General features: G+C 35.9%; 18 protein-coding genes. 4 read left to right on the top strand and 14 right to left on the bottom strand.

Annotation, left to right across the window (positions count from 1 at the left end):
- Positions 1-5 precede the first annotated feature (5 nt).
- Complete coding sequence (gene odhB, locus BUE84_RS12380) at positions 6-1,259, top strand: 2-oxoglutarate dehydrogenase complex dihydrolipoyllysine-residue succinyltransferase (RefSeq protein ID WP_034695469.1); 1,254 nt, start codon at positions 6-8, stop codon at positions 1,257-1,259.
- 80 nt (positions 1,260-1,339) lie between these two features.
- Positions 1,340-1,729 (top strand): Co2+/Mg2+ efflux protein ApaG, encoded by a 390-nt coding sequence (gene apaG, locus BUE84_RS12375; RefSeq protein WP_034695467.1) that lies wholly within the window; start codon positions 1,340-1,342, stop codon positions 1,727-1,729.
- Between the two features lie 72 nt (positions 1,730-1,801).
- On the opposite strand, the gene BUE84_RS12370 is transcribed toward apaG, so the two are convergent.
- The 3 genes from BUE84_RS12370 to BUE84_RS12360 form a co-directional block, all read right to left on the bottom strand.
- Positions 1,802-2,356 (bottom strand): 3'-5' exonuclease, encoded by a 555-nt coding sequence (locus BUE84_RS12370; protein ID WP_079241883.1) that lies wholly within the window; start codon positions 2,354-2,356, stop codon positions 1,802-1,804.
- Positions 2,357-2,566: 210 nt separating this feature from the next.
- Positions 2,567-3,547 carry a glycosyltransferase family 2 protein gene (locus tag BUE84_RS12365; RefSeq protein WP_079241882.1) on the bottom strand — a complete coding sequence of 327 codons (981 nt, stop codon included), beginning with the start codon at positions 3,545-3,547 and terminating at the stop codon, positions 2,567-2,569.
- A 6-nt stretch (positions 3,548-3,553) separates the two neighbouring features.
- Positions 3,554-4,438, bottom strand: a complete 885-nt coding sequence (locus BUE84_RS12360; protein WP_079241881.1) for a lysophospholipid acyltransferase family protein — start codon at positions 4,436-4,438, stop codon at positions 3,554-3,556.
- Positions 4,439-4,519: 81 nt separating this feature from the next.
- Between BUE84_RS12360 and BUE84_RS12355 the strand changes: the two genes are divergently transcribed.
- On the top strand, positions 4,520-5,092 hold the full coding sequence (locus tag BUE84_RS12355; RefSeq protein WP_079241880.1) for a thioredoxin family protein: 573 nt from the start codon (positions 4,520-4,522) through the stop codon (positions 5,090-5,092).
- A gap of 103 nt (positions 5,093-5,195) precedes the next feature.
- Here BUE84_RS12355 and BUE84_RS12350 read toward each other — a convergent pair whose 3' ends face one another.
- The 4 genes from BUE84_RS12350 to BUE84_RS12335 form a co-directional block, all read right to left on the bottom strand.
- A complete protein-coding gene (locus BUE84_RS12350; RefSeq protein ID WP_079241879.1) occupies positions 5,196-6,557 on the bottom strand; it encodes an aldehyde dehydrogenase in 1,362 nt (453 codons plus the stop codon).
- A 100-nt stretch (positions 6,558-6,657) separates the two neighbouring features.
- Positions 6,658-8,220 (bottom strand): hypothetical protein, encoded by a 1,563-nt coding sequence (locus BUE84_RS12345; protein ID WP_145953240.1) that lies wholly within the window; start codon positions 8,218-8,220, stop codon positions 6,658-6,660.
- Positions 8,221-8,517: 297 nt separating this feature from the next.
- Positions 8,518-9,564 (bottom strand): HlyD family secretion protein, encoded by a 1,047-nt coding sequence (locus tag BUE84_RS12340; RefSeq protein WP_079241877.1) that lies wholly within the window; start codon positions 9,562-9,564, stop codon positions 8,518-8,520.
- A gap of 5 nt (positions 9,565-9,569) precedes the next feature.
- The gene (locus BUE84_RS12335) at positions 9,570-10,826 is read right to left on the bottom strand and encodes a TolC family protein (RefSeq protein WP_079241876.1); all 1,257 of its coding nucleotides are present in this window, start codon (positions 10,824-10,826) and stop codon (positions 9,570-9,572) included.
- A gap of 214 nt (positions 10,827-11,040) precedes the next feature.
- Between BUE84_RS12335 and BUE84_RS12330 the strand changes: the two genes are divergently transcribed.
- Positions 11,041-11,844: a helix-turn-helix domain-containing protein gene (locus tag BUE84_RS12330; protein WP_079241875.1), complete on the top strand. Its 804-nt coding sequence runs from the start codon at positions 11,041-11,043 to the stop codon at positions 11,842-11,844.
- A 288-nt stretch (positions 11,845-12,132) separates the two neighbouring features.
- Here BUE84_RS12330 and rplI read toward each other — a convergent pair whose 3' ends face one another.
- The 7 genes from rplI to BUE84_RS12295 form a co-directional block, all read right to left on the bottom strand.
- Entirely contained in the window at positions 12,133-12,636 is a 504-nt protein-coding gene (rplI, locus tag BUE84_RS12325; RefSeq protein ID WP_068945117.1) for a 50S ribosomal protein L9, read from the bottom strand.
- A gap of 110 nt (positions 12,637-12,746) precedes the next feature.
- Entirely contained in the window at positions 12,747-13,049 is a 303-nt protein-coding gene (rpsR, locus tag BUE84_RS12320; RefSeq protein WP_002979091.1) for a 30S ribosomal protein S18, read from the bottom strand.
- Positions 13,050-13,081: 32 nt separating this feature from the next.
- A complete protein-coding gene (rpsF, locus tag BUE84_RS12315; RefSeq protein WP_034695444.1) occupies positions 13,082-13,423 on the bottom strand; it encodes a 30S ribosomal protein S6 in 342 nt (113 codons plus the stop codon).
- 113 nt (positions 13,424-13,536) lie between these two features.
- Positions 13,537-14,910 (bottom strand): chloride channel protein, encoded by a 1,374-nt coding sequence (locus tag BUE84_RS12310; RefSeq protein ID WP_079241874.1) that lies wholly within the window; start codon positions 14,908-14,910, stop codon positions 13,537-13,539.
- A 43-nt stretch (positions 14,911-14,953) separates the two neighbouring features.
- Positions 14,954-15,577 (bottom strand): hypothetical protein, encoded by a 624-nt coding sequence (locus BUE84_RS12305; protein ID WP_079241873.1) that lies wholly within the window; start codon positions 15,575-15,577, stop codon positions 14,954-14,956.
- Between the two features lie 270 nt (positions 15,578-15,847).
- Positions 15,848-17,155 carry a dihydrolipoamide acetyltransferase family protein gene (locus BUE84_RS12300; protein ID WP_079241872.1) on the bottom strand — a complete coding sequence of 436 codons (1,308 nt, stop codon included), beginning with the start codon at positions 17,153-17,155 and terminating at the stop codon, positions 15,848-15,850.
- A gap of 63 nt (positions 17,156-17,218) precedes the next feature.
- Positions 17,219-18,046, bottom strand: coding sequence for an S-adenosyl-l-methionine hydroxide adenosyltransferase family protein (locus BUE84_RS12295; RefSeq protein WP_079241871.1), 828 nt, complete (start codon positions 18,044-18,046; stop codon positions 17,219-17,221).
- Between the last annotated feature and the right edge of the window lie 106 nt (positions 18,047-18,152).

Genomic DNA, 18,152 nt, shown 5'->3' with positions numbered 1-18,152 from the left:
TCGATATGTCAGTTTTAGAAATGAAAGTTCCTTCACCGGGCGAATCAATTACAGAAGTTGAAATTGCAACTTGGCTTGTAAAAGATGGTGATTATGTAGAAAAAGATCAACCTATCGCCGAAGTGGATTCAGATAAAGCAACTCTTGAATTGCCTGCAGAACAAAGTGGTGTTATCACTTTAAAGGCAGAAGAAGGTGATGTAGTACAAGTAGGTCAGGTAGTTTGTTTAATTGATATGGATGCTGCAAGACCAGAAGGTGCTGCACCTGCTGCTGAAGCTCCAAAACAGGAAGAAGCTCCGAAAGCTGCTGAACCTGCTAAACAAGAAGCTCCAAAACCAGCTGCTCCGGTAGCTGCTCCACAAACTTACGCAACAGGAGCTCCATCTCCGGCTGCTAAGAAAATCCTTGACGAAAAAGGGATGGATGCTGCTCAGGTTTCAGGAACAGGAAGAGATGGAAGAATCACTAAAACTGATGCTGAATTAGCGGCAGTTCCTGCATTAGGAGGAAGCCCTATGACTGCTACAGGTGCCAGAACTACCACTACCACTAAACTTTCAGTTTTAAGAAGAAAAATCGCTCAAAGACTAGTTTCTGTAAAAAATGAAACAGCAATGTTGACGACTTTCAACGAAGTGGATATGTCTGAAATCTTCAGATTAAGAAAGCAATATAAAGAAGAATTTGCTCAAAAACACGGAGTAGGACTTGGTTTCATGTCTTTCTTTACAAAAGCAGTAACAAGAGCATTACAAATGTATCCGGATGTAAACGCATCTATCGACGGAGACTTTAAAGTAAACTATGATTTCTGTGATATTTCAATTGCCGTTTCAGGTCCTAAAGGATTAATGGTTCCGGTATTGAGAAATGCTGAAAATATGTCTTTTGCAGGTGTTGAAGCCAACATTAAAGATCTTGCTGTAAAAGTAAGAGACGGTAAAATTACTGTTGATGAAATGACTGGTGGTACTTTCACTATTACTAATGGTGGTACTTTCGGATCTATGATGTCTACACCAATCATCAACCCTCCACAATCTGCAATCTTAGGAATGCACAACATTATCCAGAGACCAGTAGCTGTTGACGGACAGGTAGTAATCAGACCAATGATGTACGTTGCAATGTCTTATGACCACAGAATTATTGACGGTAAAGAATCTGTAGGATTCCTTGTAGCGGTAAAAGAAGGTATCGACAATCCTGTTGAAATTCTAATGGGAGGTGACGAAAGAAAAGGCCTTGGATTATAGTTTTTAATGAAATTATAACATAATATATAATCTCGCCTCAAAAAAGGCGAGATTTTTGTATTTATTAAGAAAATGCTACAATGATGTTTTCAAAAATGACTTCCAATATCAAAGTTTCAGTTATACCTGAATATGATAGTAAAAACAGTTATCCTTCCGAAAACCGTTACGTTTTTAAATACAATATCACGATAGAAAATGACGGAAGCTTTCCTATCAAAGTATTGAAAAGAAAATGGTTGATCTTCGATGTCGGATTCGGATACACAGAAATTATAGGCGACGGGGTGATTGGATTGACCCCTGAGATAGGAACTGGTGAAAATTTTGCTTATTTCTCCAATGTAATGCTTCGTTCCGGAGTAGGAAATATGAGCGGAAAATACCTGGTTAAAAACATGGAGACACAGGAAACTTTTGAGATTGATATTCCAAAATTCAATTTGTTGTCTGAAGTGTTGAGTAATTAAAAACTGATGCCCTGTAAAAAGTACAGGTTTTACAGATCAATAAAAACCCGGGTTTATTTGTTTATAAAATTACTAAAGCCTTTTAATTTTTGCTTTCATATACTCGTTTACTTCATCATTACTGGTGAGGAAGAGTTTCTCAAATGCCAGTAAAGAAATCTTGGCACATACTTCAGCATCTGCCCCGGCTCTGTGGTGGGTAAAATCAATTTGATGGTATTCAGCTAATGGCTTCAGACCATATTTCGGAAGATAATTCCAAGACTTCTTAGCAAGCTGTATGCTGCAGAGATAGTTCAATTTTGGGGTAAACATTCCGTAATGCTCAAGACATCCTCTTAAAACAGAAGCGTCAAACCCTGCATTGTGAGCAATCATAAGACTTCCATACATCATATCCTGAGCTTCATACCATACTTCATCAAAGGTAGGTGCATCTTTTACATCTTCAGGATGAATACCGTGTACAGCAATATTGAATTTACTGAAATAAGGAAAACTTGGTGGTTTTATCAGCCAGGTCTTTGTTTCTACAATTTTAGAATCCTGTACGACACAAATTCCCATCTCGCAAGCTGAGCTTTTCTCGTGAGTGGCCGTTTCAAAATCTATTGCACAGAAATCCATTGTTTTAAATTATAAATTGTTTTTTGTTGCTGGTTACTGGTTCTCTTGTTTAGAATTGGAGGTTCAAGGTTTTGGGTTTAAAGTTTAAGGTTAATTGAAGTTATGAAATTTTACTCTAATGCGTCTTAGCTCAAAATAGGTATAGAAAGTGGCAATTTTCCCTAATCCCTAATCCCTAATCCCTGCAACCTATAACCCATCATCTGCCACCTATTCCCTTCCTCCCAAAAAGTGTTTAAAAATCAACCATTTTGATTGGTAGAAGTCATTCTTCTGATGTTTCTGGCGAAGTTTCCATGTTCCGGGAAGCTGAGCATAAAATCCAAAATGAGCTCTTACTACAGCCCACAGATGTGGAAAACCATGCTTTAATCCAAAATAAATTCCAGCCACACCATCCAGACATAATCTGAAAAAAATCAGCCAGATCAGTTGTGGAAAAGGAAGATTTTTAAGCATCATGGAAAGATTATTTCTGATGTTTAAATAAGTCTTTTGTGCACTCTGTTTGTTGAGCGTTCCACCACCTACATGATAAACACTGGCTTTTCCGGTATAATAAATCTTTTTTCCTGAGTTGATAAGTCTCCAGCAAAGGTCAATTTCTTCCTGATGAGCAAAAAATCTTGCGTCAAAACCATTCTGATCCCAAAAATCTGTTGAACGGATAAAAAAGCAGCATCCTGATGCCCAGAAGATCTCTGTTTCATCATTATACTGGCCTTTATCTTCTTCCAGATCATCAAAAACCCTTCCTCTGCAATAAGGATATCCAAGGTTGTCAATCAATCCACCGGCAGCCCCGGCAAATTCGAAATGACTTCTGTTATGATAAGATAAAATTTTAGGTTGTACTGCTGAAATTAAAGGATTTTTTTCCAATAATTCCAACACAGGTTCTGTCCAGTTCTCTGTAACTTCCACATCTGAATTGAGAAGACAGTAATATTCATGTTTGATTGCTTTCAATCCCTCATTGTAACCTCCTGCAAACCCATAGTTTTTATCATTTCTAATAATGTTTACTGTTGGGAAGTTCTTTTGTAGAAATTCAATGGAATCATCTGTAGAAAGGTTGTCTATTACATAGATATCTGTATTCTGAGAAAATTGAACCACTCCCGGAAGAAATTTTTCAAGCCAATTTCTGCCGTTCCAGTTTAAGATGGCTACTGCCAGTTTTTTCTGCATGTCAATTTATTTTTTTTCAGAATCAAAATTTTTAATAGAATCCTGGTATTTCCATTTTCTGTGTGACCAAAGATAGTTGTCCGGATATTTGTGTAAAGTGTTTTCCAATAATTTATGAAATTTTCTCACTACTTCATTTTCTGTAAACTTTTCACCATCCGGATATATTCTGTGATAATTAACCTGATAATAACCGCGTTTTACCTTTTTCATTTCACAATAGATGAACACAAGATCCATCCTTGTAGCAAGCCTGTCATAGCCTATGAAAGCAGGAGTACGCTGATTCAAAAATTCCAGTCCGTAAGTGACATGAGCGTGGTGAGGTGTTTGATCAGCTACAAACATATAAGCTGAATCTCCGTTATTTTTAGATCTGAAAATATTCAGAATAACTTCATTGGCTTCCAGTGCTTCGTTTCCAAATTTGTTTCGGACTTTCTTCATCTGATTTTCCCAGAAATCACTGTTTACCTTTCTGTACACGGGGTGGCAATGTGCCTGAGGGATAATTTTTGCCAGTGCATTGATCCATTCCCAATTGAAAACGTGCCCTGCCAAAAGGATAATATTTTTACCTTCTTCTTTAGCTTCGTGAAATAAATGCTGATTGATATGCTGCATTCTCACCCGGGATTCTGTCTCTGAAATAGTGAAAGATTTAATGGTTTCTACCAGATAATCTGAAAAATTAAGGTAGAATTTCTTTCGGATTTCTTTTATTTCCTCTTCGGATTTTTCAGGGAAAGACTTTCTAAGGTTTTGAGTGATAACCTCTTTCCTGTATCCTACAATATAATAATTCAGGAAAAAGATAACGTCCGAAAAAATATACAATATTTTAAGCGGAAGCTTAGAGATCAGAGTTAATATTTTGATTAGAAAATTCATAAAACACGCAAATTTAGTGATAATAAAATTATGGTTCTATTTTTGCAGAAGGATATATGTTATTTTTTTTACTTTTATATTATGAAAAAATTGATAATATTCGCTTCCTTGGGATTAAGTGTTTTCGCTTTTTCGCAAGATGTAAAGAATTCGCCCGATAAAGGAAAACAAAAAACAGCTCTTATAGTGCCTGCAGAGCAGGCTAAATTAGAAGCTCAGAAAAAGGCCGCTGAAGAAAAAGCGAAGCTTCCAAAGCCATATGATCCAAAAGCGGATGCTCAGGCTGATATTAATAAATTAGTTGCTCAGGCTAAGAAAGAAGGCAAGAATGTAATGATCCAGGCTGGTGGAAACTGGTGTATCTGGTGTCTTCGTTTTAATAATTACGTTCAGACTACCCCTGAACTGAAGGAAATTGTAGATAAGAACTATGTCTACTATCATTTAAACTTTTCTCCTGATAACAAGAATGAAAAGGTTTTTGCCCAATATGGCAATCCAGGGGATAAATTTGGTTATCCGGTTTTTATTGTTTTAGATAAAGATGGGAAAATGATCAAAGTTCAGCAAAGTGATGTTTTAGAAGAAGGGAAAGGATATAGTAAAGAAAAAGTGAAAGAATTCTTTACAACCTGGGCTCCTAAAAAAGGATAAAATATAAAAACTGCTTCAGCAATGAGGCAGTTTTTTATTTCTATTGAGTTGATTTATATAATTACCATACAATGAGTGTAATCTGTAAATAGGGACTTCAGTATTACATTAATTTTTTGATCCAGCTTAATTTTTTCTCAGAATAAGGTGGATATTTAATATTCGGTTCTCCCCATGTCGCTTTTTCAAGAATTGATTTTGCGTGAGAAAAGGTTTCGAAGCCATATTTCCCATGGTAATTTCCCATACCGGAACTTCCCACTCCTCCAAACGGAAGATGATCATTGCTTAAATGCATCACCGTATCATTGATACAGCCTCCTCCGAACGACAATTTACGGGTAAAGTTCTCTTTTTCCTCAGAATCGTTGGTGAAAAGATAAGCTGCCAGTGGTTTTTCAAGTTCTACAATAGAGTTGAGTGCAGCATTATAATTTTGAAAACTGATGACCGGAAGCAGCGGTCCGAAAATTTCTTCCTGCATAATTGCATCATTCCAATCTACTGGATTCAAAATAGTAGGTTCTATATACAGTTTTTCCTCGTTGAAGTGACCTCCTGAGTATACTTTTTCCTGATCAATAAGGCGGATAAGGCGCTGGAAATTCTTTAGGTTAATAATTCTTGTATATTGTTCAGAATCCTGATCATATTTAAATTCTTTGATGTATTTTCTCAACATTTCCAGAAACTGTTCCTGAATAGTTTCTTCCACCAACAGATAATCAGGAGCTACACAGGTCTGCCCGGCATTGAGAAATTTTCCCCACACAATTCTTTTGGCAGCCATTTCGAGATTCGCATTTTTTGTAACAATAGCCGGAGATTTTCCACCCAGTTCAAGGGTTACGGGAGTTAAATGTTCTGCAGCCGCTTTATAAACAATCTTTCCAACTTTTGTACTTCCTGTAAAAAATATTTTGTCAAATTTTAATCTTAAAAGAGCTGTTGTTTCTTCAATTCCTCCTTCATACACATAAAGATATTCAGGGGGAAAATTTTCATTGATCATGGATGCCATAGCTTTCATTGTATTTTCGGCTATTTCGCTGGGCTTAAGAATACAACAGTTTCCGGCAGCCATTGCGGCAATAATAGGAGAAAGTGATAATTGATAAGGATAATTCCAGGCTCCGATGACGAGTATACAGCCAAGCGGATCAGCATAAACTTTACTGGTTCCCAGCTGATTGACAAGGTTGGTGCTTACTTTTTTAGGTTTTGAAAGGGACTTTAAGTTTTTAATATAGTAATTAATATCATTCACAATGAAAGACAGCTCTGTTGTGAAGGTATCAAATCTCGATTTTCCAAAATCTTTATAAATCGCCTCACACAGCATATTTTCATTAGAAATAATAAGCTTTTTAAGCTTTTCAAGATACATTTTCCGGAAAGCAAGGCTTTTGGTTTGTTGGGTAGTGAAAAAATCTCTTTGCTTCAGTAAAATACTTTCAATTTCCATGGGTAGGCTTTTGTGTTAAACGTAGTCATCTGCGCAATATTGCGGTTTAAAAATACGAACAATAAATCGGCCAAAAAATTTTAAGCGAAACTTCTTTCTTTTACATAATATTCCTCACTGCTATTTTTACAGGATGGTAAAGCAACAGACCAATTGCGGTAACAAGCGCCAGCCAGAACAATCCTGTGAAAATTTCCATATTGGAAAGGAGAATAGATTGGGCTGTTATTTTAGCCTTAAAAGCTCCTGCTGTCATGGATAAAGAATCATTCACTGACAGTTTGGAAATATGAGCTCCGAAAATTTGATTCCACTGACTGTAAAAAACGGGATTGGTATCTGTAAGATTAGCACTGAGGGTATCAGAATGTTTTAATGTTAAAAATAACATCAGATTCTGCATCAAAGCGTAACCGATCGCAGTTGTCCAGAAACGGGTTGTCGTTCCCAGTGCCGTAGCGTTGGATACATATTCTTCACGAGTTCCTGAAATTAAAAAGAAAACAAGCGGCGTAAATAATAATCCCTGAGCTACTCCCTGCAGAAATAAAGGCGGACAGATGGTGGAAAGGGTAGTGTCAGGATAAAAAGTATAGGTAAACCAGGCACAATCTATGGCCAGTAAAAGAAATCCGGTAAAGAAAACAATTCTTGAAGATATTCCACGAACCAGACAGATTCCTGATAATAGTATTCCCACAAGAGTTCCTGCCACATTCCAGTACTGGATGTTCACAATATAATCCCAGGGCCATTTCCATACTGTAGCCATAATGCTGTAGACGTTATTTAGCCCTGAACGGATCAAATAAAAAATAAAAAACAGAATCATTCCCGCAATGACATTTTTGGAGCTGAAAACTTCAAAATGAAACAAAGGTCTCTTAGAATTTCTTTGTTTAAGCATAAATAAGCCTCCTGAAAGAAGGAATATAAAAAGGCACATGATAATGGTATCAGATTCAAACCACATGAGTCTTTTCCCATAAATAATAGCATAGCCGCCAGCCTGCAGACAAACCCAAAGCAAAAACCAGCTTGTAATATCCAATTGGTATAAAGGTTTTTTAGGAAAGAATCTGTTTCTGTTGAATAAAGCAATGCCTATAATCAGTACAAATACATGAAAATACACCATCATCAGAATCATATGCTGAAAATCGTAATCTTCAATGCTTGATTTTAGCAGGGAAGTGGTAATTGTTCCTCCTGTCAGCATGATCGTATACATGAAGAGGTATGCTAAAACTTTGGCGTGTTTTGTTTTTAATTCAGCAATAATTAAAGGAAGGAAAATAGCCCCTTCCAGCAGCCCGAAAATTCCTTCTAAAAACCGAATCACCAATATAACATGATAATCATGGGTAACTGATAAAACGTAAAGAATAATAACGGAAATGGAAGCCATCAACAGTACATAATATTTGACACTGAAATAGGCCATAAACCGCTGTAAAACTAAAAGGGTAACCACAAATGTCCCATACATCAAAATCATTAAATACTGGATGTCATCTGAATCTACATCCATAAAAGAAGATGTGAAGGCGCTGTTCGAATGTAAAAGCGACAACAACATCAGGTGGGGAAACAATGCCAGTATAAGAAGTGGCAGTTTCAGCCATTGTGGTACCCATTTATGATAAACTGTATTATGTTGCATAATTTGTAAGCATTAAGCTTAGAAAAAGGAGATGGTAAATGAACAAATTGTCATTGAACCTGATTTAAAAATGCGAAAAGACAAAGGGCAAAGGTGTAAATAAGTAAAAGGTAAAATGGCAAATATGCGTAAGAAAAAATTTGCAGATTCGCTATTTTGCAGTTTGTCTTTTCGCTAAAAAAATAATTTAATTTGAAAATTTGAAAATGAGAGAATTTGAAAATGATAATAAAACCGGATATTTTTATACTCTAATACTCTAATACTCTAATACTCTAAACCCTCCCACACTCAAACTCATATCTTCTTCGCACTTACCAGAACATTCATTCCGGAAAGCAGTTTTTCGTTGTCTTTATTGTTATCTAGAATAATTTTCACAGGAAATCTCTGTTCAATTTTCACAAAGTTTCCCGTTGCATTATCAGGTTTTACTAAGGAAAACTGAGAACCTGAAGCTGGAGAAACGGAAAGAATTTTTCCTTTAAACTCAACATCGGGATAAGCATCTGCAGTAATAATTACTTCCTGGCTTTGGTCAATCTGCCCAAGCTGTGTTTCTTTATAATTAGCAATAATCCATTTTTCTTTGCTGACAATCTGAACCAGGGCCTGACCTTCTTTAATCAACTGCCCTTCCTGAATGGTCTTTTTTCCAACCCACCCGTCATAAGGAGCCGTAATGACAGTATAAGAAAGATACAGTTTCGCATTATTAAGACTTGCAGAACTCTGTTGGATCTGGCTTTTTACAGGAGCAACTTTCGTCTGTTGTTCGTTCGCTCCGGCTTTTACTGCATTTTTCTGCTGTTCCAATGCTAAAAGATTGGCTTTTGACTGTTCATAAGATGCTTTTACATTTTCAAATTCCTGCTCTGTAGCCGCATCTTCTGTCAAAAGGTTTTTATATCTTTTGTAATCCTGTTCTGTTCTCCAGATATCAATTTTTGCGGAAGCAATTTTAGCATCAATAATTTTTGTGTCACTTTCTTTGGTGCTGACACCACTTTCAATGGTACTGATGGTTGCCGTATTGGCATGAAGATTCGCTTCAGCCATGTGTACCTGATTCACAAACTCTCTGTTGTCAATGACAATTAAAGTATCTCCTTTATGTACAAACTGATTTTCGTTAAATCGTATCGTTTTGATGAAACCCGATACCTTACTGGATACAGGCGTTATATATTGCTCGATCTGCGCATCATTCGTCGTCACATTTTTTCTAGAAAAAAGATAAAAGCTTACCATTCCTGTGATTCCGCTGATAATAAGGATCCAGGCCAGTAAAGTAATGGATTTGTTGATTCTTTTTTCCTTTTGTGTCAATTGTTTCTGTGCCATAGTTTTTATAAGTTTCCAATCGTATATTGGAGTTGGTAATATTTAAGTTGTCTGTTGATTTTTACGGAAATAAGATTAGATTCAGCTTCCAGATAAGTATTATCGGCGTCTATCAGTTCAGTGATAAGACTTAGTTTATTAGCGTATTTAGTTCTTACAATACGGTAATTTTCTTTAGCCTGATTAATCGCTTCTTCAGCAATTTTCACCTTCTGGTCTGTCTCTTCAAACTTTTTATAAGCCTCATAAACATTATGTCTTAGATTTTCCTCGTTTTCTTCAATCTGCAGTTTGGCAAGATCAATATTTTCCCGTGCTTCCTGCATTCTGTATTTGTTTTTGTACAGATTTTCGATAGGATAGGTAAGATTTACACCTACCATTCCCAAACGATATGCATAGGGTTCAGGAGGAAAGAACATCATATTCGGATATTTTAAAAAATATTCTCCACCAGCTGTAATTTTGGGTAAATAATTCGCTTTGATAATCTTTTGATCTAGCTCCTTAAGAGAAAGATTCTTATGAGTGATTTCAACAGACTCATTTTTGTTTAAAGCAGTTTCTGTCAGTTCATCAACATAGGGAATCGTTGCATTGTCTGAAATCAAATCTTCTGTATTCACATGCATTTCCTGATTTTCAGGAAGAGAAAGAATCGTCTTCAATTTATGTTCTGCGATCTGAATATCATTATCCAGTTCCGTCCAGCTCATTTTATGGTTTGACAGCTGCAGTGAAGTTCTTAAGACTTCATTTACCGTTACAACACCATTAGCTTTCAAAGCTTTTACCTGCTTGATGTTTACAGAATCTTCTTTCATTTTATCATTAATAAGACTCTGTTGCTCTTTTAAATGATGGATTTGTAGAAAAGCAGTAATGATGGCCATTTTAAGCTGTCTTTCGTCCAGATGGGTTTTTAAAGCTGAAACTTCAGTATCTATAGCCGCTTTTTTCTCTGTATTTTTAATTTTTCCTCCCATGTAAACCGGGATTGAAGCAGATAATGTAAAATCGTACATTCCATTAATCGCATCGTACTTGGTGGCTTTATTAAATACACCATTCTGATGCTGAAACAGGTTCGTTACCTGATTGTAGCTTGTATGAAACTCAATGTCCGGAAGCTTTTCCATTTTGAGATCTTTTTCTTTGGTAACGGACATTTCCTGTTTGAGATGACTTATCTGTATGTTTTTATTGTTTTTCAGACCAATCTCTACAGCTTGTTGTAAGCCGAGATGCTGGTAATCGATCATCTGTGAGTGTAAAAAATTGCTCAATAATAAGCACAACGCAATGCACATATACCGGCATGCGTTAAATATGATATTCATAAATTAATTAAAAGATTTTTGCTAAAATGATTTTGATGCAGCAAAGTTACGATGAGAAGCCACAGACCCTATTTGTGAAAACAGAAAAAGATTTGCTCATTTACGCCAATTTAGAAATTCTTCTTACCTTTATGGGATGAACAACAGCCATTTTAAAGAAGTAGAAGAAGATGATACCGAATTTTACGTTTATCATGTCCTTACCGGAAATGTAACCACGGAAATTCATTATCACAGTTCTGCACAGTTAGTCTATGCAGAAGGCGGTATTGTACATGTTTTTACAGATCAGAAACACTGGTATCTTCCTGCCAGATGTTTTATGTGGATTCCAGCCGGAACTCCTCACTATATCTTTTCTACCAGTCCAAAGGTTGATTTATATAACTTTTATTTTAAAAAAGAAGAAAATGAAAGTGGCTTTTTTGATGAAATCAATATTTATTCTGTAAATAATTTACTGCGGGAGATGATTTTGTATACTAAAGAATGGGATGGGAAAATCACAAAAAATGACACGTCTAAATATTTTTTTCTCAAAGCTCTTAAAGATGTCTTGCAAGAGAAAAAACACAAACACCTTGCCTTTCCCATACAGCATCCGTTTCCCAAAGATGAAACTTTACTGAAAATTGCAAGATATATTCATGCTAACCTTGAGAAGCCTCTTACAATCGAATCTACGGCAAAAGAATTTGGAATGAGTACGAGAACCCTTTCCAGGAAATTTAAAGAGATTCTGGGCATGAATTACATTCGTTTTCTAAGAGCGTTGAGAATTACCCGCTCCCTTGAGCTGATGCTGGAAGGAAAATATAATATGTACGAAATTGCTATGATGGTAGGGTACAACAGCCTCTCGTCGTTCAGTAATATTTTCAAAAAGGTAATCGGTATTGCCCCTACGGAGTATCAGCACAAATTGAGAGGGGATAAGTAGTGAGTAGGAGCGTTTGAGAGTTTGAGATTCGGGTTGCGTGTTACGTGGTAACAGGTTTTTATAACGGGATAAACTTTCTTGCCTGTTCTTACATATAAGGTTGTTAAAAAGCCAATGTAACGAGTAATAGCAGTTAAGATTTCCTACATTCCCCTTCTCAGAAGAGGTGGATTTTTGCCAAGCAAAAGTACTGGGTAGTCTCTGCGTAACTCTTTCTAAATTACATAAAAAAACCACCTCAATAAATTGAAGTGGTTTTGTATTGTGAGAAAATCTCAGTTGCTTATATTAAGCTTCTTCAGATTTAGCTTCTTCTTTCTTAGCAGCAGGAGCAGCTACAACTGGAGCGTCAGATACGATATCAAACTCATAGTTGTACTCTACATTTCTGTGAAGTCTGATAAGAGCTGCGAATTTACCAGTTCTCTTGATTGTGTTACCAGGAATTTTGATGTATTTTTTCTCTACAGAAACACCAGCTTTTTCTAAAGCAGCAGATAGATCAGCATTGTTGATAGATCCGAATAATTTGTCACCAGTACCTACTTTTGCAGGGATCGTGATAGAAGTTTTCTTCAATTGCTCAACTACAGCGTTAGCAGCAGCGATTAATTTAGCTTCTTCTTCTTTTCTAGCTTCTAATGTAGCTTCTAAAGCAGCTTTGTTTTTAGGGGTAGCTAAAAGAGCAATTCCTTGAGGAATTAAGAAGTTTCTAGCATAACCTGGCTTTACGTTTACTGTATCAAACTCAAGTCCTAAGTTTTCTACGTCTTTTTTTAGGATAATTTCCATTGTTGTTGTCCTTTTTAAGATTTTAGTTTTATATCTAAAATCAAGTTAGAATTAATGATGTATTCAGCAACAAAAGAAGAGGAGATCTCTTCTTTTATTTATTTTTTGTCTTATTTCAATAAGTCAGCTACGTATGGTAGTAAAGCAAGGTGTCTTGCTCTTTTGATAGCAGCAGAAACTTTTCTTTGGTATTTTAAAGAAGTTCCAGTGTATCTTCTTGGTAAAATTTTACCTTGCTCGTTTACAAATTGTAATAAGAAATCAGCATCTTTGTAATCAACGTGCTTAATTCCGTATTTTTTGAATCTACAATATTTCTTTTCAGATTTTGTATTGATATCAAGTGGAGTAAGGAATTTTACTTCTGATTCTCCTCCTGCTGAGGCTTGTTTAGCCATTTCATCTATTGCCATGTCTTGTCTTTTTTAAAAAATAGGGTTAATAATTAAGCTTTAGCTGCTTTTACTTTAGCTCTTCTTGTTACAGCGTACTCTACAGCGTGCTTGTCAAGTTTTGTAGTAAGGTAACGGATTACTCTTTCGTCACGCTTAAATGCTAATTCTAAATCAGCAACTACAGTACCTTCTCCTTTAAATTCGATTAAAGTATAGAACCCATTCTTTTTCAATTGAATTGGGTAAGCTAATTTTTTTAATCCCCAGTTTTCTTTAGCAACGATTTCGCAGTTCTTTTCTTTGATTAGATCTACATACTTGTTCACTGCTTCCTCTACCTGTGCCTCAGATAGAACGGGAGTTAAAATGAAAACAGTTTCGTAATTGTTCATAATGTTAAAAAATTTGTTAATTATTTCGAGGTGCAAAAGTAGAAAATATATTTCTTATATGCAAGAGTATTGGTGAAATAGTTGACGTTTCCTGAGAATGTTTATTCATCTTTTTATTGATTTCTGGATTCAGTTTCATCTTTGGATCTGATTTCCGCCAGAAAATTCACCTTCAAAACATCATACAAAGAATGTCTGCTCACCAGAATAGAGGCAATAGAAGATACCATTCCGGCAAGCATCAGATGGAATATCAGGGAATGTCTGTCCGTCATTTCCAGCACAATAATGGCTGAAGTAAACGGAGCTCTTGTAATACCGGTAAGAAAAGCTACCATTCCCGCCAGAATCACCACATTGGTTTCGTTAGGTGTTAAATGAATAATTCCTGAAATAACAGAACCTATACTTGCACCCGCAGTAAGAGCTGGAGCAAAAATTCCGCCAGCACCTCCTGAAGTAAAGGAAAGTGCAGGGCCAAGCATTCTGAGGATAGGAACATACCAGTCTTCGTGCTTGTCTTTAGTAAAAAGAACGCGTTCCATGATTTCTTTTCCTGATCCCAGAACTTCTCTGTTGATGAAATAAGCGATGGAAGCAATAATTAAAGCACAAGCAATAAGAAAAACAACATTGGCTCTATCCGTTTTCAGTTTTTTCTTCTTCCAGCTATTGATTTTAAGCATGGTAACAGATAGTTGGCTAGCCATAATGCCAGCAGTAGCAGCAACCAATACAATGGGAAACATAACCATTAAAGAAACATCATTGGTTTTGGGGTATCCCAGATATAAATAAGATCCTGCCAATGTTTGAGCGGTAAGACCTGCAATGATTACTGCTGTAAATAAAGCCGTTTTAAAGTAATTGATATGGGTTTTTGACAATTCTTCAACTGCAAACACAATTCCTCCAAGCGGAGTATTAAATGCGGCAGCAAGTCCGGCTGCAGCTCCTGTCATAATCATGTTTTTCTTGGAAATCTTCGGCCACCATTCCGGAAGGTATTCATTCACTTTTCTGAAAACTGAACCTGCTATCTGAATGGTAGGGCCTTCACGTCCTACTGCACCTCCTCCGATTACGAGGATCACGGAAGACAGTATTTTAAAAAAAATAATCTTAATACTTAACAGATTCCGGATTTTCCTATGTTCTTTCGGATTGGCCAGTTCTACAGCTGCCATCACTTGAGGAATACCACTTCCTTTGGCATTAGGAGCAAATTCTTTCACCAACCACCACGATAAAACAAATCCAAGGGGAGCAATAATAAAAATCATCCATGCATGCCAGTCGAAAATAAAATTCATGAGATGTTCACCCCATGCAAATACCTGTGCATACATTACAGCAAAAAAGCCTGTAATTACAGATCCTATCCAAAAAGGGATGGCCTGAAGCAGGTTGTGTTTCAGCTGTTCATTCCGTATGTTATCGAAGGAATTTTTGAGAGATCTTTTTATTAGGGCGAAAATTTTCAGCATTTGCAGGTTTTGAGGGATGAAATTACGGTAAAATTTTTGGAAATTATATTTCGTTTAAAAACTTTGAAATGATTTCAGCACTTTCAACCGTAAGAATATCAGGAATGCCAAAACTTAAAATACTGTTTCTCACTTCAAGTTTAAAATCCTCGTTGGGGAAACTTTTGATGGTATTTTTTCTTTGCTGGGTTAAAAAGTTCATGACTTTAAATTGATCATTTCCTACTACATAAAAGTCTTTAAAATCACGGTCTTTAAAATTGACATTGAAACTGCTGAAAATTCCTGCAATTTTATCCATTAATTTCTTTTTATTGAGAAAAATATATCCAAAATTTTCATCTAATTCTTTTAATCCCCAAAGCTGAATAGTGTCATATTTACGTCCTAAACGCCCACCTCTGGAAGTTATTCCAACTTTACTGACAATAAAAAGATAGAAAGAACTTTTTTGGGTTTTGCCTTTTACTAAATAGCAGATTTGTGGGATAAACAATGAATATATATCATGAGAGCTGAATTGTTCATAAGGGGATTCTTTACTATCAATTACTGAAATATCATATGACTCAGAAAGCAGATCAAAAACCTCAGTAATTAATTTTTCATCTTCCTCTGTGAAATCAAAAAATCGTGTAACGTCATATTTTCTGTAATCCGGATCCATTTTCTCAAATAATATTTGTTTAAAAATAATGTTAATCAATCTAATTTCCAAAAAAGTTAGTATAGTATATAAATGATTTTGATAATTGTTGATTTGTTTGGTAATTGTTATTTTTATTGAGTATTTGATATTTATTTTGCGAAATATTTGGTCTTTTGAAAGTTTATCAAACTTAACTGGTAAAAAACAAAAAACCTCCGATTTAATCGAAGGTTTTCATTTTATATGATCTGCAATAAGCAAAATTACTTATTACTGATTATTTATTACTTATATTTCTGTGTTCAGATCCCAGTTTTCAAGGTAGTCGTGAACGTGCTTCAGCATCATTCCTCCGAGAGAACCGTCTACCACTCTGTGGTCATAAGAGTGAGACATGAACATTAAGTTTCTGATTGCGATTACATCTCCGTCAGCTGTTTCAAGAACTGCAGGCTTCTTAACGATTGCTCCGATGGCTAAAATAGCTACCTGAGGCTGAGGAATGATCGGTGTTCCCATCAGGTTTCCGAAACTTCCTACGTTAGAAATTGTATAAGTTGCCCCTTGAGTGTCTTCTGGTCTCAATTTCTTGTTTCTTGCTCTGTAAGCCAGGTCATTGATTGCTTTTGCAAGACCTGAAAGAGATAACTGATCTGCATTTTTGATGACAGGAACGATAAGGTTTCCGTCCGGAAGAGCAGTAGCCATACCGATATTGATGTTTTTCTTTTTAATGATGTTTTCACCATTAACAGAAACATTGATCATTGGGAAATCCTGGATTGCTTTCACTACAGCTTTTACGAAAATAGGCATGAAAGTCAGTTTTTCACCTTCACGTTTTTCGAATACTGCTTTGTTTTTATTTCTCCATTTTACAACGTTGGTAACGTCTGTTTCAATGAATGAAGTAACGTGTGGAGCAATTTGTTTCGCTTTTACCATGTTTTCAGCGATGATCTTTCTCATTCTGTCCATTGGAATGATTTCATCACCTGCATTTACCGGAATGGTAGCTGCAGGAGCAGATACTGCTGGTTGTGGAGTAGAAGCTGCCTGTACAGGAGCCGCTTGCTGAGCTGGCTTACTTCCTCTGTTAGCAACATACGCTAATATATCTTCTTTGGTAATTCTTCCTTCTAAACCGTTTCCTTTGATAGATTTCAGTTCGGTTTCAGAAATATTTTCCTGTTGTGCTATAGATTTTACCAGTGGAGATAGATAAAGGTCTCCTGAGAATTCTACGTTTGAAGCAGCTACTGTTTGTAGAGGTTCTTCAATCGCTTTTAAAGTTTCAGCATCCGGAGTAGCTGCCGGAGTTTCAGTTTTTACTTCTTCAGAAGCTGAACCTTCTCCTTCAATTTCTAAAATAGCAATGGCTTCACCTACTTTTGCAACTTCATCTTTTTGCTTTAAAATTTTTACAATTTTCCCCGAAACTGGTGTCGGTACATCTGAATCTACTTTATCTGTTGCAATTTCTACTACGGAGTCATCCTCCTTTACGTTATCACCTTCATTGAATAACCAAGTGATAATTGTCGCTTCCATAACCCCTTCTCCCATGGATGGAAGCAATAATTTGTATTCTGCCATTTTTGATTTTTAGATTTTGACAAATATATAAAAAAAATCGGTTTTTTTAAGAAATATATAATCTTAGCTGAATTCGATATAAATATTTTCACCTACATTCAGGCCAAACAGGCTTTTAGCACCGTTTTTCTTGCTTCCTTTGTAGATGGTAAGCTCCAATAACTGGCTATCATTGAAGATTGCAGCAGACTGTCCGTGGAATTCAGTCTCCCTTTTCCAGTCTGAAACGACTTCTGTATGACTTGAAAATATTCTTGAAAGGCTTAAATTTCTGAATTTTATAGTAAAACTACTGTAACCTTTACTGATGTTTTCAAAAAAATCTTTATTGATATTTGATATTATATTTCCGAAATTGTCAATATAAGTCACTTCACCAATAATCATCCCTTCCGATTCATTATAAACCGCTCGTGGAAACATCAGTTGTTTTGCGGTGCTTATTTTCCTTCCTATGACTTCAGGAAGTCCACCATTGGCAAGATGTACTGCTGCAGGAACAAAAATGTCTGTAGAAGTAAAGTTGATAACGTCGTCAAAACGATTGTTCAGCGTAAGTTCGTAGATCGCTTCCGGTTTAATATCAAAAAATATAAGGCTTAAAAGACCATTATCTGCTGCCAGGAAATAAGATCCGTCTGCTTTATAGATGAGATTCTTTCTTGATTTGTTGTAAAAACTGTCTACAGAAAGAATGTGAATGCTTCCTTTAGGAAAATATTTATAAGCATTTCTTACAATATACGAAGTCTGTATAAGGTTGAATGCCTGGATATCGTGGGTTATATCAATAATATTAACCTCAGGGTTTAGGGACAGAATTTTGCCTTTCACAGCGGCAACTCTGTAATCTAAATTTCCGAAATCCGAAGTAAGGGTAATAATTGACATGAGCAATTTATAGAATAGTGTAGTATTGCAAAGTTATTTAAAATAAAAAGAAAGCCCGAAAGATTGTTGAAAAGAATTTGATATAAATTTGAAAAAAAGCTTTAAT

It is taken from the genome of Chryseobacterium indologenes, from assembly GCF_002025665.1.
Lineage (GTDB): Bacteria > Bacteroidota > Bacteroidia > Flavobacteriales > Weeksellaceae > Chryseobacterium > Chryseobacterium metallicongregator.
This window is presented reverse-complemented; position numbering and strand designations above follow the sequence as displayed.